Genomic DNA, 22,317 nt, shown 5'->3' on the forward strand with positions numbered 1-22,317 from the left:
GGTTCGAATCCAGCTACCCCAGTTTTCTCAGAAAAATTTTAAGAATTTTCTTGAAATTTATTGTTCTGAGAAGAGAAAAATAGTATAATGGCGGTATAGCCAAGTGGTAAGGCAGAGGTCTGCAAAACCTTCATCACCGGTTCAAATCCGGTTACCGCCTTAGTACTAATTTAATATTATAAACATGCCGGCGTGGCGGAATTGGCAGACGCGCTGGACTCAAAATCCAGTGCCCTCACGGGCGTGCCGGTTCGACCCCGGCCGCCGGTATAAAGAGCTAAGATGCTGTTATTTCATCTTAGTTTTTTATTTGAAATTTAATAGCGACATGGCGAGTGTGGCGAAGTGGTTAACGCATCGGATTGTGGTTCCGACACGCGTGGGTTCGATTCCCATCTCTCGCCCTAACGAAAGACTCAGCATATTTTGTTGGGTCTTTTTTTTATCTCAAATCAGGTTGATTGAGATAAATCTGAACATTTATTAAATAATCAGATTAATGTTAATATCAAATTGAAGCTGTCAAAACTGATATAAAAGTTTCTTATTAAAGTAATTTTAGGGAAAGTGAACGTTGTAGCGTTCGCTTTTTTTTATTTAGTACGGGATGATTACTAATAATTCAAGATGATTGCGGATTTTTAATTCTTTAAGCTGCAGTTCTGGATATGAAATCATTATTATTTACGCATCAAAATAATTAAAAAGTAATTTTTTATCTGCTTATTGGTCCATTAACAAGCAAGAAAATATTGAAAATTTTTGCCTTTATACATTAAAATAAATAACTATTTCAAGCTTATTTTACTTTTTGAGGTACATGAGAGACTCTTTTTAAAATGAAATCAACAAGATTAATCGCTTAATAACTAGGTCTTTGAAGTCATTATGAATAAAAAATTTTAGCGTCTAGCAATTGAGAGACAAAATATTTGGAGTTTGACCAATTCTGATGTATGATGATCTCGGATAGTTAATTACTTACAAAAAGTAAAGGTCTAAATCTTTTTCATTTAGCATAAAATGATTTACACTGTATCCGTAAAAGTTTTTATTTTTTAGGAGGTTTGTTTATTATGGCAAAAGAACATTATGATAGAAGTAAACCACACGTTAATATTGGTACCATTGGTCATGTCGATCATGGTAAAACAACATTGACGGCAGCAATTACAACGGTATTAGGTAAGAAAGGTCTAGCAAACCCTCAAGACTATGCTAGTATCGATGCTGCACCAGAAGAACGTGAACGTGGAATCACAATCAACACTGCACACGTAGAGTATGAAACAGAAAAACGTCACTATGCGCATATCGATGCACCAGGACACGCTGACTATGTAAAAAATATGATTACTGGTGCTGCTCAAATGGATGGTGCAATCTTAGTTGTATCAGCAACTGATGGCCCAATGCCGCAAACGCGTGAACATATTTTATTATCACGTCAAGTTGGAGTAAAACATTTGATTGTTTTCTTAAATAAAGTTGATATAGTCGATGATGAAGAATTGATCGACTTAGTTGAAATGGAAGTCCGTGAATTGCTTTCTGAATATGGTTTCCCAGGCGATGATATTCCAGTCCTTAAAGGTTCGGCTTTGAAAGCTTTAGAAGGCGATCCTGAACAAGAACAAGTTATTTTAGACTTAATGGATACTGTGGATGAATATATTCCAACACCTGAACGTGATACAGACAAACCATTCTTGTTACCAGTTGAAGATGTCTTTTCAATTACCGGTCGTGGAACAGTTGCTTCTGGACGGATCGATCGTGGAGAAGTTAAAGTCGGCGATGAAATTGAAATTATCGGGATTAAACCTGAAGTTCAAAAAGCAATCGTTACTGGGCTTGAAATGTTCCGCAAAACGTTGGATTATGGTGAAGCAGGGGATAATGTCGGCGTATTATTACGTGGAATTACCCGTGATGAAATCGAACGTGGACAAGTATTGGCTAAACCAGGTTCAATTACGCCGCACACTAAGTTCCAAGCTGAAGTATATGTATTAACAAAAGAAGAAGGCGGTCGTCATACACCATTCTTCAATAACTATCGCCCACAATTTTATTTCCGTACAACAGACGTAACAGGAAATATTATGTTACCTGAAGGTACTGAAATGGTTATGCCAGGCGACAATGTAACGATCGATGTTGAATTGATCCATCCAATCGCAGTAGAAAAAGGAACAACTTTCTCTATTCGTGAAGGCGGACGTACTGTCGGTTCTGGTATCGTTACAGAGATCGAAGCATAATAAAGAAAAAACACGTAGCGCAATTAAGCGTTACGTGTTTTTTTGAAAGCTAGGGGTCAATTAGCGATGTCACTCTATCGAATTTCTCGATACTAACCCAGATTACAGGTAGTTGCTGAAAAATCACTCTCAAGTAAGCATGGTATTAATTAAAGCTGAATTGAGATCAATCAAGAGGATATTTCTCATGTATTGATAAATGAACAAAAAAACTTGAAATCATTTAGATTTCAAGTTTTTTTGGATTAGACATTCAAGACTTTGTTTAAGAAATCTTGTGTTCTTGGACTTTGTGGATTACTGAAGACTTGTTCGGGTGTTCCGTCTTCTAAGATCTTTCCGCCATCGGTAAAGATGACACGGTCTGCTACTTCTTTAGCGAAGCCCATCTCATGAGTAACGATCACCATTGTCATTCCTTGAAGCGCCAAGTCTTTCATAACTTTTAGCACATCGCCAACCATTTCAGGATCAAGCGCAGATGTAGGTTCATCGAACAGCATGATATCAGGATTCATTGCTAATGCTCGAGCAATCGCAACCCGTTGCTTTTGGCCGCCAGATAAGCTATCTGGATAGACATCTTTTTTTTCAGCTAGTCCAACTTGTCCTAACAATTCGATGCCACGCTTTTCAGCAGCATCTTTCTTTTCACCTTTCCGATCGATAGGGGCTAAAGTAATATTTTGCAACACTGTAAGGTGCGGGAATAGATTGAAATGTTGGAACACCATGCCAATATGTTGACGTACTAAATTGATGTCGGTATGTTTGTCTGTCAGATCTTGTCCATCGATAATGATCTCACCAGAAGTGGGGTCTTCTAAACGATTCATACAACGTAAGAAAGTGCTTTTACCTGAACCAGAAGGTCCAATGATACAAACAACTTCACCTTCGCTGATACTGATATTTAAATCATTCAAGACAGTGTTGTCACCAAATTTTTTGACTAAATGATTCACGACGATTTTTTTATCCATTGTGTTTTCCATTTATTTCACCTTCTTATCTAAACGATTAGCTAATTTAGTTAGAATCGTAATCAAAATCAAGTACATGATTGCAATGATCAAGTAGACATATGAACTTTGAGTCGTTCTAGCCACGATGATTTTACCAGTTTGTAGAAGTTCTACGACACCGATAGCAGAAATGATCGTTGTATCTTTCAAACTGATAACAAATTGATTGATGAAAGAAGGAATCATGATTTTTACTGCTTGCGGTAAAATAATTTTTTGCATCGTTCGATTGTAAGGTAAGCCTAAACTACGCGAAGCTTCCATTTGACCGACTGGTACAGCGTTAATACCACCACGAACGATTTCGGCGATATAGGCACTAGCATTTAAAGTTAATGTGATAATCCCAGCTGCAAAGTCTGGAATTTTGATGCCTGTGATGCCGGGTAAACCGAAGAAAATGAAGAAGGCTAATACCATCATTGGAATTCCTCGGATAATATCAATATAGACACCTGCTAATAATCGTAACGGACGAGAAGGAGAGACACGGAACAAGCCGAAAATCACACCTACAACCAAGGCTAAGGCAAATGAAACTAAAGCTAAGACAATTGTTTTCCATAAACCTTCTAACAATGATTTATAGTTATTTTTCAATAAACCAGTGATTGTTGATTCATCGACAGTATCTTTTTTCTCTTCGCTGCCGGAACCGATATATTTATCAACGATCTTGTCGTATTCACCAGTTCTTTTTAATTCTTTCAAACCTTCTGTGAACATTTCACGTAGTTCAGGATTTTCACCTTTTTTAACAGCAAAACCATATTCGCCGCCAACTTCGCGTTTGATGGGTGTTTTTAAATCTTGCCCTTGTTGAACTGCATAACCGATAACTGGGTAATCATCCATCATGGCATCGATCGAACCAACTTTTAAAGCATCGTATAGTTGGTCAGCTGCATCGAAACTCTTGATCGTGTAGCCATATTCTTTTTTATGGGCTTCTAAAAAGTCAGCACTTTCCGTTCCCACTTTAGCACCAACGGTTTTGCCTTTTAAATCTTTATATTCTTTAATATCTTTATTGTCTTTAGCAACTGCTAATTGGATTCCGCTTTGGAAATACGGATCCGAAAAATCATAATTTGCTTTGCGTTCATCGGTCATCGTCATACCGGCAATCATGCCATCAGCTTGACCAGATTCCAAAGCTTGCATCGCAGAGGAGAAACCAATAAATTTGAATTCGATTTTGAAACCTTGAAGTTCAGCAATCCGTGTTAATAGATCTACGTCGATTCCTTTGTACTTACCGTCACTGTCTTTGTATTCAAAAGGCGCGAAGGCTGAGTCACTGGCGATGACATAAACATCTTTTTTTGGTTCAATTTTTTTCATTTGACTCGTAGAAGTACTGTCGCTTGAGCCACTTGAAATATATTTGTTGACGATTTTATCATAAGTCCCATTTTCTTTTAGGTCTTTCAAGCCAGCGTTGAATTTTTTTAGTAATTCTTGGTTTTCGCCTTTTTTAACGGCAAAACCATAGGCACTGCCTTCTTCAGGTTCGCCAACTAATTTGAAAGGTTGACCATTCGAAACGGCGTAGCCTAGTACAGGATAGTCATCAAAAATTGCTTCTGAGTTCCCATTGCTCAAAGCATTATACATGGCATCGGCAGCTTCGTACAATTTAACTTCGTAGCCGTATTTATCTTTGTTGTCTTCTAAGAAAGTAGCACTTTCAGTCCCAATTTTTGCAGAAACTGTTTTGCCTTTTAAATCAGAATAGTCTTTGATATCAGTATTGTCATTTTTAACGGCCATTTGAATACCGCTATCAAAGTAAGAATCAGAAAAATCGAAAGTTTTTTTACGTTCATCAGTGATGCTCATACCTGCGATCATACCATCTAATTGATCTGATTGGACCCCTTGGATCGAGCTATCAAAACCTAAAGGATTCAGGTCTACTTTAAAACCTTGATCCTTTGCGATCTCTTTAAGTAAATCTACATCGATCCCGATATATTCCCCGTCAGAATTTTGAAACTCAAAAGGAGCAAACGTCAAGTCAGTCCCGATTTTATAAGTTTTTTCCGCCGCGTGAGTTTTCGTAGTGAAACCAAGTGTTAAAAGACTTGCCACTAAGAAAAATACGAAAGGAATTAATTTGTTTTTTCTCATAATAATCCTCCTATATACTTATCATTCGTTTATTATAAGTTAGCCTAATACTAAAATACAAGTAGCTGGACTGCCTATGTGAAAAAAATCTGAATTTTAGTGACACAAAATGTAAGGAAAGCTGACATCTCTAGTTTAAGAAATCATTTAGCGTAAGGATAATAAATAGCGAAAATATGTTCGGTATGCTATAATTTTTGGATGAGAGATTATTTATTTTACTATTAAAAGGAGGGTTTTTGTGTGATTGAAAGAGTGACAGATAATGCGTTTGACCTCCATTCAAAATATCAGCCTGCAGGCGATCAACCGGAAGCTATTTCACAATTGACTGAAGGGGTCGTTAATGGAAAAAAAGCACAAATACTTTTAGGTGCTACGGGTACTGGGAAAACATACACCATTTCAAATGTGATCAAAGAAGTCAATAAGCCAACTTTGATCATTGCCCACAATAAAACATTAGCAGGCCAGCTGTACGGAGAATTCAAAGAATTTTTCCCCAACAATGCTGTAGAATATTTTGTTAGTTATTATGATTATTATCAACCGGAGGCTTATGTGCCTTCAAGCGATACATATATAGAAAAAGATTCTAGCGTCAATGACGAAATCGATAAACTGCGTCACTCAGCTACTAGTTCATTACTTGAGCGAAATGATGTGATCGTAGTTGCCTCGGTTTCGTGTATTTTTGGTTTAGGGTCACCCAAAGAATATATGGAACAAGTTGTTTCATTACGCGTTGGGATGGAAATGGATCGAAATCAATTACTGCGCAAACTGATCGATATCCAATTCGAACGAAACGATATTGATTTTCAACGGGGACGTTTTCGTGTACGCGGTGATGTGGTTGAGATTTTCCCCGCATCTCGGGATGAGCAGGCATTACGAATAGAGTTTTTTGGTGATGAGATCGAACGCATTCGAGAAGTCGATGCGCTGACCGGTGAAATCACTGGTGAAACTGAACATGTGGCGATTTTCCCAGCGACTCACTTCTTAACAAACGAAGATCATTTAGAACATGCGATTAGTAATATCCAAGCAGAACTTACTGACCGATTAGAAGTGTTGAATAGTGAAAATAAATTGCTAGAAGCTCAACGACTGGAACAACGAACAAATTACGATATCGAAATGTTACGGGAAATGGGCTATACCTCCGGGATCGAAAACTATTCACGTCATATGGATGGGCGTAAAGAAGGGGAACCACCATACACGTTGATCGATTTCTTTCCAGATGATTTCTTGATGGTGATCGATGAGTCACATGTGACGATGCCACAAGTTCGAGGAATGTATAATGGTGACCGAGCTCGCAAACAAATGTTGGTGGATTATGGTTTCCGTTTACCGTCCGCTTTGGATAATCGTCCGTTGCGATTAGAAGAGTTTGAAGAACGGGTCAATCAAATCGTTTATGTGTCTGCCACGCCAGGACCTTACGAACATGAAGAGACAGATACGGTCGTTGAACAAATTATTCGACCGACTGGCTTGCTAGATCCTGTAATTGATGTCCGACCAATTATGGGACAAATTGATGACTTAGTTGGCGAAATTAATGAACGAGCAGAACGAAATGAGCGTGTTTTTGTCACGACATTGACGAAAAAGATGTCAGAAGATTTGACGGATTACTTTAAAGAACTAGGAATCAAAGTGAAATATCTGCATAGTGATATCAAAACGTTAGAACGAACTGAAATTATTCGAGATCTACGTTTAGGGAAATTCGATGTTTTGATCGGGATCAATTTATTACGTGAAGGAATCGATGTTCCGGAAGTTTCATTAGTCGCTATTTTAGATGCAGATAAAGAAGGTTTCTTACGAAGCGAGCGCTCACTTGTCCAAACGATTGGACGGGCAGCCCGAAATTCTGAAGGAAAAGTAATCATGTACGCAGACAAGATTACTGATTCAATGCAGCGTGCGATGGATGAAACGACACGTCGTCGGGGTATTCAAGAAGCGTATAATACAGAGCATGGAATCGAACCAAAAACAATCATCAAAGAAATTCGAGATTTGATTTCAATCAGTAAAGTAGCTGAAAAGTCAGCGGATTCTGATACGACCTCATATGAGGACCTATCTAAAGAAGAGCGTAAAGAATTACTTGCGAAGATGGAAGACGAAATGCGAGAAGCAGCGAAAGCTTTAGACTTTGAAACTGCTGCAACCTTAAGAGATACAATTTTAGAACTGAAAGCAGCCGAATAAGTTATCGGCTGGGGGTCAGTTTATTGACTATTTGTGGTTTTTCGGTACACTAAGAAACCTTAATTTAAAAGATCTATATAATAGAAGAAAAAATGAAATCAGAAATGAAATGGGAGAAATAAATGGCAAATGATAAAATAGTGATCCATGGAGCGCGTGCGCATAATTTGAAAAACGTCGATGTCACAATTCCTCGTGACAAGATGGTAGTTGTTACTGGTTTGTCTGGTTCTGGGAAAAGTTCATTAGCCTTTGATACGCTGTATGCTGAAGGACAACGTCGCTATGTGGAAAGCTTATCAGCGTATGCACGTCAATTTTTAGGTCAAATGGATAAACCGGATGTTGATAGTATCGATGGCCTGAGTCCTGCAATTTCGATCGATCAAAAAACAACTAGTAAGAACCCTCGATCGACTGTAGGGACAGTGACTGAGATCAATGATTACTTGCGTTTGTTATTTGCACGAGTAGGTCATCCAATCTGTCCGAATGATCATATCGAGATTACTTCTCAATCGGTGGAACAGATGGTCGATAAAGTGTTGGAATTATCTGAGCGTACAAAAATCCAAATTTTAGCGCCAGTTGTGGCTAAGAAAAAAGGTCAGCACAAAAAGGTATTTGAAATGATCCAACGTGAAGGTTATGTTCGGATGCGTGTAGATGGAGAACTGTACGATGTTACTGAAGCACCTGAATTAACTAAAAATAAAAAACATGATATCGAAATCATTGTCGATCGAATCGTCGTAAAAGATGGGATACGATCACGCTTATTTGATTCATTTGAAGCTGCATTACGTTTAGCTGAAGGGTATGCAATTGTTGATGTAATCGGTGAAAAAGAAATGTTGTTCAGTGAACATTATGCTTGTCCTTATTGTGGTTTTACTGTCGGTGAGTTAGAACCACGTTTATTTTCATTTAATGCCCCTTTTGGTGCGTGCCCAGACTGTGATGGTTTAGGTGTGAAACTAGAAGTTGATATGGATCTAGTGATTCCGGATCAAAGCAAGACCTTGCGTGAAGGTGCGTTGATTCCATGGAATCCAATTAGTTCGCAATATTATCCGCAGATGTTGGAGCAAGCGTGTCAAAGTTTTAATATCGATATGGATACACCATTTGAAGAATTACCCAAAGAGCAGCAAGAAATTATTTTAAATGGTTCAAATGGGGAAAATTTCCATTTTCATTATGAAAATGATTTTGGCGGTGTCCGAGATGTCGAGGTCCCATTTGAAGGGATCGTCAATAATATCAATCGTCGATACAAAGAAACAAATAGCGATTTTACGCGGGATCAAATGCGTTTATACATGACTGAATTAACGTGTCAAACGTGTCACGGGTATCGTTTGAATCCACAAGCTTTGTCCGTTCAAATCAATGAAACTAATATTGGACAAGTCAGTGAAGACTCCATTAACGGTACTTTAGAATTTTTTGAAACAGTCATTTTGAGTGAACAAGAAAAAGTGATCGCAAAACCAATCTTGAAAGAAATCAAGGATCGTTTGAGTTTCTTACGCAATGTTGGATTGGATTATCTGACATTGAGTCGAGCAGCAGGTACGTTATCTGGTGGTGAAGCTCAGCGAATTCGTTTGGCCACTCAAATTGGTTCCAATTTATCGGGTGTTTTATACATCTTAGATGAACCTTCGATTGGACTGCATCAACGAGACAACGATCGCTTAATCGAGTCGTTGAAAAAAATGCGTGATTTAGGAAATACGTTAATCGTCGTTGAACATGACGAAGATACGATGCGCGCAGCTGATTATTTGATCGATGTTGGTCCAGGCGCAGGAGATCAAGGCGGTGAAATCGTCGCTGCGGGAACACCGAAAGAAGTCCAGGCTAATCCAAACTCATTAACTGGACAGTATTTATCAGGTAAACGAGAGATTGCTGTGCCGAAAGAACGACGTAAAGGCAGCGGTAAGAAGATCAAAGTTACAGGTGCAGCTGAAAACAACTTGAAAAATGTCGATGTAGAATTTCCATTAGGGAAATTTGTCGCTGTTACCGGAGTTTCGGGTTCGGGTAAATCGACACTAGTGAATCAAATTTTGAAAAAATCCTTAGCTCAAAAATTGAATCGCAATTCGAATAAACCGGGTAAATTCAAAAAAATCACTGGGTACAATAATATCGAAAAATTGGTTGATATCGACCAAAGCCCAATCGGACGGACTCCACGAAGCAATCCTGCGACATATACGAGTGTGTTTGATGATATTCGTGATTTATTTGCTCAAACTAACGAAGCCAAAATTCGTGGGTATAAAAAAGGCCGCTTTAGCTTCAATGTTAAAGGCGGACGCTGCGAAGCTTGTCGTGGCGATGGTATCATTAAGATTGAAATGCACTTTTTACCAGATGTTTATGTGCCGTGTGAAGTCTGTCATGGCAAACGGTACAATTCAGAAACATTGGAAGTCCATTATAAAGGAAAAAATATTGCCGATATTTTAGAAATGACGGTTGAAGATGCGGTGGAATTCTTTAAACATATTCCAAAGATCCATCGTAAGTTGCAAACGATCGTTGATGTTGGTTTAGGCTATGTAACGATGGGTCAACCAGCTACGACCTTGTCAGGAGGAGAAGCTCAACGAATGAAATTAGCCAGTGAGCTTCATAAAAACTCTAACGGTAAAAACTTCTATATTTTAGATGAACCGACGACTGGATTGCACACAGATGATATTGCTCGCTTGTTGAAAGTTTTAGAGCGATTCGTTGATGCTGGAAATACTGTTTTAGTTATCGAACACAATCTTGATGTGATTAAATCAGCAGACTATGTGATTGATTTAGGTCCAGAAGGTGGCGATGGTGGCGGTACAATTTTAGCTACAGGAACACCAGAAGAAATCGCAGCCGTTCCAGAAAGTTATACCGGTCATTACTTAAAACGCGTGCTAAAAAATAAATAACTGATAAAGCTTAGTGCAAGTAAAGGATTCTCCTTTGCTTGCATTTTTCTTTATGGTATGATTATCAAGGATTTAGAATGAGAAGGTGTAAAAATAATATGACTGAAAAACAAAAATTTGTACCAATTTTGTTAGGAAGTGACATCAATGTTTATGGGATGGCTCGTTCCTTTCATGAAGCTTACGGCATTGTTTCGGAAGCCTATGCTGGTTTGCAATTAGCACCGACAAAGTATAGTAAAATTGTCAATGTTCATGTGGTGCCTGGTTTTGATAAAGACCCTGTATTCCTAGAGCAAATGCGTAAACTAGGGGAAAGTACTTACAATGACCCTGAGACGAAATATCTTTTAATTGCCTGTGGTGACGGGTACGCAGAATTAGTTTCGCAACATAAAGAAGAGCTTTCTAAATGGTTTATTTGCCCTTATATTAATTTTGATCTTTTGCAACGTTTGATCAGCAAAGTGAGCTTCTATGAAATTTGTGAAACCTATGATTTGCCTTATCCTAATACTTTTATTATTACGGAAGAGATGTTGGAAGCTGGTAAATTAAAACAAGACTTACCCTTTGATTTCCCAGTAGCATTGAAACCTGCGAACAGTGTGGAATGGTTATCGATTGATTTTGAAGGGCGTAAGAAAGCGTTCATCTTAGATACTCGCGATGAATTCGATATCATTATCGAACGGATTTATCAAGCTGGCTATACGAGTGAAATGATCGCGCAAGATTTTATCCCTGGCGATGATAGCAATATGCGTGTGTTGAATGCTTACGTAGATCAACATCACAAAGTTCGTATGATGTGCTTAGGACATCCACTATTAGAGGATCCTTCTCCTGAAGCCATCGGAAATTATGTGGCGATCATGCCGGATTATAACGAAAAAATCTATCAAACAATCAAAGGATTCCTTGAAAAAATCGACTATACTGGTTTTGCGAACTTCGATATGAAATACGATCCTCGTGATGGTGAGTATAAATTGTTCGAGATTAACTTGCGACAAGGCCGTAGTAGTTTCTTTGTGACCTTGAATGGCTTCAACTTGGCTCAATATGTCACAGAAGATCGGGTCTTTGAAAAACCATTTACAGAAACGATATATGGAAAAGCAGATCCTAAAACGTCAATGCTATGGATGGGTGTACCAAAAGGTGTCTTTGAAAAATTTGCTCGCAACAATGCAGATAAAGAAAAAGCCTTAGAAATGATCAAAAAAGATCATTGGGGCACGACTGTTTTTTATAAAAAGGATATGTCGATCATGCGTTGGATCTTAATGAAATATATGTTCAGTAAATATAAAGGACGTTTTGATTTATTCTTTAAAGAGAAAGAAGGATAGAAATGGAGAATTTCTTTAGTATCCTTGGTGGCATGGGAACGATGGCCACAGAAAGCTTTGTTCGAATTTTAAATCAACGAACGAAAGCTCATAACGATCAAGAGTATTTGAATTATGTAATGTTCAATCATGCAACGGTGCCTGATAGAACTTCATACATTTTAGATCATACGGCAGATAACCCCTTGCCGTTTTTAATGGATGATATTGAAAAACAAAATTTATTAAAGCCAGAATTTATTGTATTGACATGTAATACGGCACATTATTTTTTTGATGAATTGCAAGCAGCGACTAAAATTCCGTTAGTGCATATGCCGCGCGAAGCGGTCAACGAGGTTGCTAAACGTCATCAAGTAGGAGATAAGATAGCTGTTTTAGCTACTGCTGGTACAATGACGGCTAAAGTTTATCAAACTGCTTTGGAAGCAAAAGGCTTCAAAGTTTTAGTGCCAGACAATGAATTGCAAGCAAAAATCAATCATCTGATTTACCATGATGTGAAAGAAAATGATTTTATCAACAGTGAATTGTACCTAGAGATTCTTTCTGATGTAATGGAAAAATATGGCTGTCAAAATGCGATTTTAGGTTGTACAGAATTATCGTTGGTTCAGGAATTAACTGAAAATGTCCCTTACTCAGTGATCGATGCGCAATCGATTTTAGCAGATCGCACAATTGAATTGGCATTGAAAAACAGATCTTCTAACTAGAAGTTCTGTTTTTTTTTGCTTAAAAACGTTAAAAAGACTAAAGAATGATAAAAAAGTAGCAAAGACACGCCAGGAGTGTTATAATTTTTAAAAGGCAAAGAAGTTTGCTTTTTTTTTACGTAAAATAGCTAAATAATAAGATATTCGTATCGATTTACTTAATGAATCGATTTATAAAGTATAAGCAGATGGATTTTTATATCATTATTGCTGAAAAAAGTGCTTAAATTAGAGAGGAGTGACACAAATGACTGAAAGTTTACATTTGGTAGTCATCACAGGTATGAGCGGTGCCGGGAAAACCGTTGCGATTCAGAGCTTTGAAGACATGGGCTATTTCTGCGTGGATAATATGCCTCCAGGTTTGATTCCTAAGTTTTGGGAATTGATCCGTGAATCAGGGAAAGTAACCAAGATCGCTTTAGTAGTTGATTTGCGTTCTCGTTCATTTTTTGAAGATATTCAAAAAATGTTGGTAGAAATCGAAAATACTGGTTTCATTGACACGAGTATTTTATTTTTAGATTGTTCCGACGAAGAATTGGTTTCTCGCTACAAAGAAACACGTCGGGCTCATCCATTAGCGATGGATGGACTAGTGACTGAGGGTATTCGCAAAGAACGGGCTATTTTAGAAGATTTAAAAATGCGCGCGACCGTTATGATCGATACGACTGATTTGACCCCTCGTCAATTACGAGAACAAATCAATCAATCATTTAAACAAAAAGATGATGTTGGTTTCCATATTGAGATGCTATCCTTTGGTTTCAAATATGGATTGCCAATTGATGCAGACATTGTGATGGATGTACGCTTCTTGCCAAATCCACATTATATTCCTGAGTTGCGTCCACAAACGGGTTTAGACCAACCGGTTTATGACTATGTTATGTCTTTTCCAGAAACAGAAGCGTTCTATTCGAATTTTGTACGCTTGATCATGGATATTTTACCGGGCTATATTAAAGAAGGTAAAAGTTCTTTAACGATTGCTATCGGCTGTACTGGTGGTCAGCATCGTTCAGTTGCATTATCAGAAAGAATCGGTAAAGCTATCAAAGAAGCCGAGTACAAAGTGAATATTACTCACCGTGATAAAGACAAACGGAAAGAGACGGTGAATCGCTCATGAAAATGAAAACTTACCGTATTCGTAAACCGAAAATTGTCGTGATCGGTGGTGGTACTGGATTACCGGTTATTTTGAAAAGTTTACGGAATCAAAGTGCTGAAATCACAGCAGTAGTAACCGTAGCAGATGATGGTGGGAGCAGCGGTGAATTACGTAACTCAATCGACATGGCGCCGCCAGGAGATTTACGAAACGTATTGGCCGCATTATCTGATATGCCTAAATTGTACGAAGATCTCTTTCAATATCGGTTCAAAGCAAGTGATAATTTTTTAGCAAATCATACGATTGGAAATCTTTTGATCGCTGCATTATCTGAAATGCGTAATAGTACCTACGAAGCCATTCAATTGTTAACAAAAATGCTTCATGTAGATGGACACATCTATCCATCTTCTGAATCACCATTAGTATTGCACGCAGAATTTATGGATGGAACGAGTGCAGTTGGTGAATCTAAAATCGCACTTGACCGTAAAACGATTGATCATGTTTATGTAACGGAAAAAAATGGTGAGCGAGCTGTTCGGGCTGCCCGAAAAGTCGTTGCGGCAATTGAAGCAGCAGATATGGTAGTATTAGGTCCAGGATCATTATTTACCAGTATTTTACCTAACTTAGTAATTGAAGAAATCGGCGATGCTGTTCGTAAGACAGCTGCTGAAGTTGTTTATATTTGTAATATTATGACCCAAAAAGGGGAAACGGAACATTTTAGTGATGCAGATCATATTCGAGTGCTTCACAAACACCTCCAAAGTAAATTCATTGATACAGTTCTAGTCAATACAGAAATCGTTCCTGATGGCTATATGGATCCAGAAGTCTATGATGAGTATTTAGTACAAGTTACTCATGACTTCAATGGCTTGAGAGAAGAAGGCTGTCGAGTCGTTTCGACAGATTTTCTGGAACTTCGCGATGGCGGTGTCTTTCATGATGGCGACAAAGTGGTTGATGAATTGTTCCGAATCGTTTTTGGCGCAAAAATTTAAGAAGGAGGACTCGTCATGTCTTTTGCAGCGGAAGTTAAAAAAGAACTAACGGGTCTTGAAGTCAAAAAAAATCTCGCACAAGCTGAGTTATCTGCCTTGATTCGGATGAACGGATCGCTTAGCTTGAGCAATCATCAATTTGTTTTGAACGTCCAAACAGAAAATGCAGCGATTGCTCGACGAATTTTTACTTTAATGAAGGAACATTATGGTGTCCGAAGTGAACTACTCGTACGCCGAAAAATGAAATTAAAGAAAAACAATGTTTACATTGTACGACTTAAACAAGAGACCCAAAGAATATTATTAGATTTGGATATTATGGATGGTTTGATGTTTCAACCCAATATTGCTCCAGATATCAAAAACTCCAACGAAAAAACACGGGCTTATTTACGGGGGGCCTTTTTAGCTTCGGGATCGGTAAATAACCCTGAAGTTAGTCGTTACCATTTAGAAATATCTTCGATCTATGAAGAGCACAATCAAGATATTTGTGACTTATTGAATCAATTCGATTTGAATGCTCGGACTCTGGAACGTCGCAATGGCTTTATTACCTATTTGAAAGGTGCTGAAAAAATTGCTGACTTTTTGACTTTGATTGGTGCGACTAATTCAATGTTAAAATTTGAGGATGCTCGGATTGTGCGGGACATGCGCAATTCTGTAAATCGCTTGGTGAACTGTGAGACGGCAAATATGAATAAAACGATCGATGCGGCTTCAAAACAAATCGATAACATTCGTTTTATCGAATCAACGGTCGGTTTACAAGCATTACCTGAAAAATTGCAAGAAATTGCAGAGCTACGAATGCAGAATCCGGAAATTAGTTTGAAAGAGTTAGGGGAGATGATTCCATCTGGTTCGATTTCTAAATCAGGGATTAATCATCGCGTTCGAAAAATCAATGATTTTGCGGATAACCTAAGAAAAAAAACCGTTTGATCAACAAACGGTTTTTTTCATTTATTCAGTTAAGTAACTTGTTAAGGTAGCTTCGTCGATCGATTCATCAAAGATATGTTCACCAATAACGACAGTCGGAACAAATTTAATATTGGCTTGTTCTGCTTCATTACGAATCTCTTGTTGAAGTTCGCGATTGGCTTGTTGCTCAAAATGCAAAGTATTTTCAGCATAGTTCGCAACATCTTCAAGCTCAAAGTCACCCCAAATGTCTTGAGTATCATAAGCTTGTTGGATTTGTATCAATGCTTGGTCAGAGTCCGGGCGAATGTATTCGTGCATGACATTGCCGCGTTGTAAGCTGATTTTGTCTTTGTCTAACAATTTAATGATTCGTTGAACTTTTCCATCAGCTACTGCTTGGTCCAGAACTGTACGTGAGTCCTCAAACCACTGTTTGCAGTAAGGACAGCGCAAATTCATAAATTCGATTATTTTTTTCGGTGCATCATCCGAACCAATCTTGATTCCGTTGAAGTCATTAACAAGTGATGCTTTGATTACAGAAATATCCACAAAAAACACGTCCTTTCTACTACTAGTGTACAAAAAAACGAATAGAAAATAAAATTTTTTTAACTATTCAAATTAAAAGAACGAAAGTATTATTTTAAATTTTGTTCCTGTGGTTTATAATAAGTGCGTCATTATAAAGTTTATACGAATGTTATTTACTGTCAGTTTGTTAAAAGAGCATTCGTTCCATTCATAGGTAAAATATTTAAGGAGGAAAATCATGCGTAAGAAAAAAACGATGGATGGCAATACAGCGGCTGCATATATTTCCTATGCGTTCACTGAATTGGCAGCAATCTATCCAATCACTCCTAGTTCAACAATGGCTGAATTAGTTGATCAATGGGCAACCCAAGGAAAGAAAAATATTTTTGGTCAGCCTGTATCGATCACAGAAATGCAATCAGAGGCTGGAGCTGCGGGTGTTGTACATGGCGCATTAAAAACGGGCGCGTTGACTACGACGTATACGGCTTCGCAAGGATTATTATTAATGATTCCCAATATGTATAAAATCGCTGGTGAATTGTTGCCAGGTGTTTTTCATGTTGCCAGTCGTGCAGTAACAACCAATGCATTAAATATCTTTGGGGATCATGGAGATGTAATGGCTGCCCGCCAAACAGGTTTTGCTATGCTGCAAGAAAGCAGTGTCCAAGAGGTTATGGACTTATCAGCTGTCGCTCATTTAGCCGCCATTGAAGGTAGTATACCATTCATGAATTTCTTCGATGGTTTCAGAACTAGTCATGAAATTCAAAAAGTCGAAGTCATCGAATATGATGAATTAGCACCTTTGATCGACCAGGAGAAACTAAAGTCATTTCGCAAACGTAGTATGAATCCCAATCATCCGACTATCAGTGGAACGAATCAAAATCCTGATATCCATTTTCAACAAAGAGAAACAGTCAATCGTTATTATGAAGATTTACCCGCAATTGTGCAAAAATATATGTTTGAAATCAATAAATTACGTGGAACAAATTACGATCTTGTTACTTATTATGGCGCGGAAGATGCAGAAGAAGTCATTGTTGCGATGGGTTCAGTAGCCCAAACGATTGAACAAACAGTTGATTATTTGAATGCAGAGGGTCGTAAAGTTGGTTTCTTAAATATCCATCTTTACCGCCCGTTTCCAACGGAGAATTTTTTAGAAAAATTACCAGCTTCGGTCAAATCACTTGCTGTTTTGGATCGTTCTAAAGAACCTGGCGCGGATGGTGAACCTTTATTATTGGATATCCAAAGTGTCATGTATGAATCAGATGTACGTCCTAAAATTATTGGTGGACGTTTTGGACTGGGGTCTAAAGATGTGACACCGGATCAAATTATTGCTGTTTACGATGAATTATTAAAAGACAAGCAATCAGCGAAGAAGCGTTTTACGATTGGTATTGTTGATGATGTTACACATATGTCTTTAGAAAGTAAAGAAATCGTCGATCTAACGAATCCTAAGACATTCCAAGCTAAGTTTTGGGGTTTTGGTTCTGATGGGACGGTTGGCGCGAATAAATCAGCGATCAAGATTATCGGTGACCATACCGATAAGTATGCTCAAGGGTATTTTTATTATGATTCAAAAAAATCTGGTGGGTTGACGGTTTCTCATTTACGCTTTGGTGACACACCAATCCGTTCGACCTATTTAGTTGAAAGTGCCGATTTTATTGCCTGTCATACGCCGGCTTATATTCATACGTATGATTTATTAAAAGGCTTGAAACCAGGTGGTATCTTCTTGATGAATACGATGTGGAACGATACGCAAATGGATAAATTATTGCCGGCAAAAATGAAACGATATATTGCTGAAAATGAGATCAAATTTTATACTATCAATGCAGCGAAGTTGGCAATGGAAGTTGGGTTAGGTCAACGGATCAACACAGTAATGGAAACGGCTTTCTTCAGTTTAACAGGTATCATTCCATTTGATGAAGTTCTAGGTATATTAAAAGAAGAAGCAGATAAGAGTTATCGACGTAAATCAGTAGAAATTGTTGAAAAAAATCAAGCGGCCATTGACCAAACCGTCGAATTATTACATCAAGTCCAAGTTCCAAAAACTTGGCGGACCGTTGAGATTCCTAAAAAAATACGCCAAACGCCGGTTTCTCAATATGTGGAAGAAATTCTTGAACCAGTCAATTCTATGCGTGGAAATGATTTGACGGTCAATGATTTAGTCGTTAATGGGATGACAGATGGAACGATCCCTACTGGAACAACAACGTTTGAAAAACGTGGAGTAGCGTTAGAAGTACCTCATTGGATCAGCGACCGTTGTACGATGTGTAATGAATGCTCATTCGTTTGTCCTCATGCAGCTATTCGTCCGTTCTTAGCTGATGACGAAGAATTAGGCGAAGCACCAGAAGGTTATATCGTTCGTGAGATGCGGGGAGCAGATGGCTTGAAATACCGGATCCAAGTCTCGATTGAAGACTGTACTGGTTGTGGTCTTTGCGTTGAAGCTTGTCCGGCAAAAGAGAAAGCATTAGTTATGAAGCCGTATGAAGAAGAAAAAGAGCAAGCGATCAACTGGGCGTTCTCAATGACTTTGAAACAAAAAGCCAACCCAGCAAAAACTAACTCAGTATTAGGGTCTCAATTTAATAAACCGTTGTTGGAATTTTCGGGTGCTTGCGCTGGTTGCGGAGAAACACCGTATGTAAAATTGATGACACAAATGTTTGGTGATCGGATGATGATCGCAAATGCTACAGGCTGTTCTTCGATTTGGGGAGCGGCAGCACCTGTTAGTCCGTATACAACGAATGATCAAGGACAAGGTCCTGCATGGTCTAATTCATTGTTTGAAGACAACGCTGAGTTTGGTTACGGGATGTTTTTAGCCAACCAAACTAGACGAAAAGAATTAGCTGATAAAATCAACAATGTATTAGACAGTGTTTCTGAAGAACTTCGTGAACTGATGGAAGACTGGATGGATCATATGTTCGAATCTGAAGGGACGCAACAACGGGCAACCAAATTAACTGCAGCATTAGAAGAAAGTTTGGCCAATCCTCAACTGGCAGCTATTTACGAGGATCGTGATTTGTTTGTTAAAACTAGTCAATGGATGTTTGGTGGTGATGGCTGGGCCTATGATATCGGCTTTGGCGGTATTGATCACATCTTAGCGAGTGGAGCAGATGTCAATATTTTAGTAATGGATAATGAAGTTTATTCTAATACTGGCGGACAAACATCGAAAGCAACACCAGCTTCAGCCATCGCGAAATTCTCAGCTGGTGGGAAATACCAATCTAAAAAAGATTTAGGTATGATGGCGATGACTTATGGAAATGTCTATGTGGCCCAGATTGCTTCTGGCGCCAACCAAATGCAAACAATCAAAGCATTAGAAGAAGCGGAAAAATTCCCTGGACCTTCATTGATCATTGCGTATACTCCATGTATCAATCATGGGCTACGCGGCGGTATGAGCCAAACATTACGTGAGGCTAAAGAAGCGGTGGAATCTGGTTATTGGTCACTGTATCGTTACAATCCAGCACAACGAGAAAAAGGCAAGAATCCAATGACTTTAGATTATAAGAAACCAGATTTTAGTGAAATGATCGGGTTTATGAAACAACAAAATCGTTTCTCCGCTTTAGAGCGTATCCAACCTGATGATGCCCAACGTTTATATCAAAAAACAGTCAATGATGCGGAAACACGTTTTTATAATTACGCACGTTTAGCTGGACAAGAAGAAAAAATTCGGGCTAAATTATCAGGCGAAACAGCAACCGTTGAAAAAACAGCTGTAGCAGTAAAGCCAAAACGGGAAAAGAATATTGATCCTGAGGCAGAGGCTCGTCGTGCAGCCCGCAGAGCTGCCCGTGCAGAAAAACGGAATAAATAATAATAGCTAATCAGGAAGAGTCTTAGGTTTCTAAGGCTCTTTTCCTACTTAAATTTTATGCTAGACTTAAGCCACTGTGGTATAATTGTAGAGAATTTTAGATAGAAAGAGAGGTTATATATGCCTAATCATCTAATGGAATTATTCAAAGCTGATTATTGGCTAAGCCTTTTTTCTGAGAATCTTTCAACTTGGGATATTATCGTTAACCTATTAGATATTTTTGTCGTTTGGTATTTGATTTATCGCTTGTTTGAAATCGTTCGTGGAACAAAAGCTGTCCAATTGATCAAAGGTGTCGCAATCTTTATCGGAATACGAATCGTAGCGGAATTAATTGGTTTACATACGCTCTCTTGGTTGATGAATCAAATCATCACTTATGGAGTGATTGCAGCAATCGTTATTTTCCAACCAGAAGTCCGACGGGGCTTAGAGCATTTAGGTCGAAGTTCATTTTTCAAAGCGAGTCGAAAAGCAGAACGTGATGATGAACGGATGATATTGGCTTTTGATAAAGCGATCCAATACATGTCAAAACGTAAAATCGGTGCCTTAGTAACGATTCAACGGTTTACTGGATTGGAAGAATACATCGAAACAGGGATTGATTTAGATGCGGATATCACCGGCGAATTGCTGATCAACATTTTTATTCCTAATACGCCGTTACATGATGGTGCCGTCATTGTTAAAAACGGGAAAATCGCTGTTGCTTCTGCCTATTTACCATTATCAGATAGCATGCTGATTCCAAAAGAATTTGGAACACGTCACCGTGCTGCAGTTGGGATCAGTGAAGTCAGTGATGCCTTGACTTTTATTGTTTCTGAAGAAACTGGTGGCGTCAGTATCACATTAAATAATGATTTCATGCATGATTTATCGCAAGAAGAATATTTAGCTGTGATGCGACGGGAATTACTGCCAGATGAAAAGAATCTGAATAAAAAAAGTCTCTTGCAAACCTTTTTGGAAGGATTGACTAAAGGGGGCAAAAAATGAAAATTAAATTTAAAAAAAGCAACTTACCGTATATGTTGATTTCTTTATTATTTAGTTTGATTTTATTTTTCAATGTAAACAGTCAAAATGTTAGTCAAGTTTTTTCTTCAGACACTAACTATGAAAAATCAATCGATAACGTACCGATCGATGTGCAGTATGATTCAGATAAATATTTTGTTCATGGATTTTCGTCCACTGTTTCGGTTAAATTGAATGGAGCAAATCGTATTCAATTAAATAAAGAAGTGGATCCAGATACGCGTGATTTTACAATCGTTGCCGATTTGACCAATCTTGGTCCTGGAACACATGAAGTTAAATTAAAAACCAAAAACTTATCGAGCTCACTGTATGCACAAATCGAGCCAAAAACTATTTCTGTAACCATTGAAAAAAAGAGTACAAAAGAGTTTAGTGTTTCGCCAATTTTAAGTAGCACAACAAGCAATGATGGACTAAAAATCGGTGAAATGTCAGTAAAACCTAGTAAAGTTAAAATTACTACTGGTGAAGATACGATGAAACAAATCGATCGAGTAGTCGCATCTGTTGACGGTAGTAAATTAACAGCGGATCAGGATAATATTGAAGCACAAGTCCAAGCGTTGAACTCTAGTGGTGAGGCTTTGGCGATCCAATCAAATCCGCAAAATGTAGTCGTTTCTTTTGAAATTGAAACACCAAGTAAAGAAGTATCTTTATATCCAATTCAAGAAGGGAATCTCCCTTCAAATATTGATAGTGTTCAAATCGACTTGAATCGAACTAAAGCGACGATCAGTGGGGCGCAATCAGTAATTGATAAAATCGATTCGATCGGTATTCCAGTGGATGTCAGTCAGATCCAAGGAACAGTCAAAAAGTTTATTGATGTTCCTGTATCCGGCGATTTCCAAGTGGATCCTAAGACAGTCAGTGCACAAGTTGCACCAACATTCAAAGAAACGCAAGAGACAGAATCAAGTAGCGCTAATCATTCTAGTTCTACCAGGAGTGAAGTGAATCGCTCAGCTGGAAATGAATCTTCAAGTGAAAAATCAAGCTCTGCTACAGTTGAGAGTTCTACGACAACAACAACCAGTGTCTCTCAAGAGCGAACAATTCAATCAACCAATTAACTAGATGA

The 22,317-nt window shown here is 38.2% G+C and carries 14 protein-coding genes and 3 tRNA genes; 14 read left to right on the forward strand and 3 right to left on the reverse strand.

Annotation, left to right across the window (positions count from 1 at the left end; all coding sequences use genetic code 11):
• The first annotated feature begins 89 nt into the window (after positions 1-89).
• The 4 genes from RV04_RS11720 (at position 90) to tuf (ending at position 2,264) form a co-directional block, all read left to right on the forward strand.
• Positions 90-160, forward strand: a tRNA-Cys gene (locus tag RV04_RS11720).
• Between the two features lie 26 nt (positions 161-186).
• Positions 187-270, forward strand: a tRNA-Leu gene (locus RV04_RS11725).
• Positions 271-331: 61 nt separating this feature from the next.
• Positions 332-404 (forward strand) — tRNA-His (locus RV04_RS11730).
• Positions 405-1,076: 672 nt separating this feature from the next.
• Positions 1,077-2,264, forward strand: coding sequence for an elongation factor Tu (gene tuf / locus RV04_RS11735; protein WP_071858656.1), 1,188 nt, complete (start codon positions 1,077-1,079; stop codon positions 2,262-2,264).
• A 245-nt stretch (positions 2,265-2,509) separates the two neighbouring features.
• Here the strand turns inward: tuf and RV04_RS11740 are convergent, their stop codons facing one another.
• The gene (locus RV04_RS11740) at positions 2,510-3,247 is read right to left on the reverse strand and encodes an amino acid ABC transporter ATP-binding protein (RefSeq protein ID WP_071858677.1); all 738 of its coding nucleotides are present in this window, start codon (positions 3,245-3,247) and stop codon (positions 2,510-2,512) included.
• Positions 3,248-3,259: 12 nt separating this feature from the next.
• Complete coding sequence (locus tag RV04_RS11745) at positions 3,260-5,422, reverse strand: amino acid ABC transporter substrate-binding protein/permease (protein WP_071858657.1); 2,163 nt, start codon at positions 5,420-5,422, stop codon at positions 3,260-3,262.
• A gap of 243 nt (positions 5,423-5,665) precedes the next feature.
• Here RV04_RS11745 and uvrB point away from each other — a divergent pair, with 243 nt between their 5' ends.
• The 7 genes from uvrB to whiA all read left to right on the forward strand — a co-directional run bounded on the left by uvrB (position 5,666) and on the right by whiA (position 15,757).
• Positions 5,666-7,657: an excinuclease ABC subunit UvrB gene (uvrB, locus tag RV04_RS11750; protein WP_071858658.1), complete on the forward strand. Its 1,992-nt coding sequence runs from the start codon at positions 5,666-5,668 to the stop codon at positions 7,655-7,657.
• Between the two features lie 122 nt (positions 7,658-7,779).
• On the forward strand, positions 7,780-10,605 hold the full coding sequence (uvrA, locus tag RV04_RS11755) for an excinuclease ABC subunit UvrA (RefSeq protein WP_071858659.1): 2,826 nt from the start codon (positions 7,780-7,782) through the stop codon (positions 10,603-10,605).
• Positions 10,606-10,703: 98 nt separating this feature from the next.
• Entirely contained in the window at positions 10,704-11,960 is a 1,257-nt protein-coding gene (locus RV04_RS11760) for a carboxylate--amine ligase (RefSeq protein WP_071858660.1), read from the forward strand.
• A 2-nt stretch (positions 11,961-11,962) separates the two neighbouring features.
• Positions 11,963-12,676 (forward strand): amino acid racemase, encoded by a 714-nt coding sequence (locus tag RV04_RS11765; protein WP_071858661.1) that lies wholly within the window; start codon positions 11,963-11,965, stop codon positions 12,674-12,676.
• A gap of 247 nt (positions 12,677-12,923) precedes the next feature.
• On the forward strand, positions 12,924-13,811 hold the full coding sequence (rapZ, locus tag RV04_RS11770) for an RNase adapter RapZ (RefSeq protein WP_071858662.1): 888 nt from the start codon (positions 12,924-12,926) through the stop codon (positions 13,809-13,811).
• Positions 13,808-14,806, forward strand: coding sequence for a gluconeogenesis factor YvcK family protein (locus tag RV04_RS11775; RefSeq protein ID WP_071858663.1), 999 nt, complete (start codon positions 13,808-13,810; stop codon positions 14,804-14,806). The genes rapZ and RV04_RS11775 overlap by 4 nt, the downstream gene beginning before the upstream one ends.
• Before the next feature lie 15 nt (positions 14,807-14,821).
• Positions 14,822-15,757, forward strand: a complete 936-nt coding sequence (gene whiA, locus RV04_RS11780; RefSeq protein WP_071858664.1) for a DNA-binding protein WhiA — start codon at positions 14,822-14,824, stop codon at positions 15,755-15,757.
• 21 nt (positions 15,758-15,778) lie between these two features.
• On the opposite strand, the gene RV04_RS11785 is transcribed toward whiA, so the two are convergent.
• Complete coding sequence (locus tag RV04_RS11785) at positions 15,779-16,294, reverse strand: thioredoxin domain-containing protein (protein WP_071858665.1); 516 nt, start codon at positions 16,292-16,294, stop codon at positions 15,779-15,781.
• A gap of 220 nt (positions 16,295-16,514) precedes the next feature.
• Between RV04_RS11785 and nifJ the strand changes: the two genes are divergently transcribed.
• The 3 genes from nifJ to RV04_RS11800 all read left to right on the forward strand — a co-directional run bounded on the left by nifJ (position 16,515) and on the right by RV04_RS11800 (position 22,309).
• On the forward strand, positions 16,515-20,183 hold the full coding sequence (nifJ, locus tag RV04_RS11790) for a pyruvate:ferredoxin (flavodoxin) oxidoreductase (protein WP_071858666.1): 3,669 nt from the start codon (positions 16,515-16,517) through the stop codon (positions 20,181-20,183).
• Positions 20,184-20,303: 120 nt separating this feature from the next.
• Complete coding sequence (gene cdaA / locus RV04_RS11795) at positions 20,304-21,188, forward strand: diadenylate cyclase CdaA (RefSeq protein ID WP_071858667.1); 885 nt, start codon at positions 20,304-20,306, stop codon at positions 21,186-21,188.
• The gene (locus RV04_RS11800; RefSeq protein WP_071858668.1) at positions 21,185-22,309 is read left to right on the forward strand and encodes a CdaR family protein; all 1,125 of its coding nucleotides are present in this window, start codon (positions 21,185-21,187) and stop codon (positions 22,307-22,309) included. Before cdaA ends, RV04_RS11800 begins: the two co-directional genes overlap by 4 nt.
• Positions 22,310-22,317: the final 8 nt, after the last annotated feature.

The sequence above is a fragment of the Enterococcus hermanniensis genome, from assembly GCF_001885945.1.
Lineage (GTDB): Bacteria > Bacillota > Bacilli > Lactobacillales > Enterococcaceae > Enterococcus_A > Enterococcus_A hermanniensis.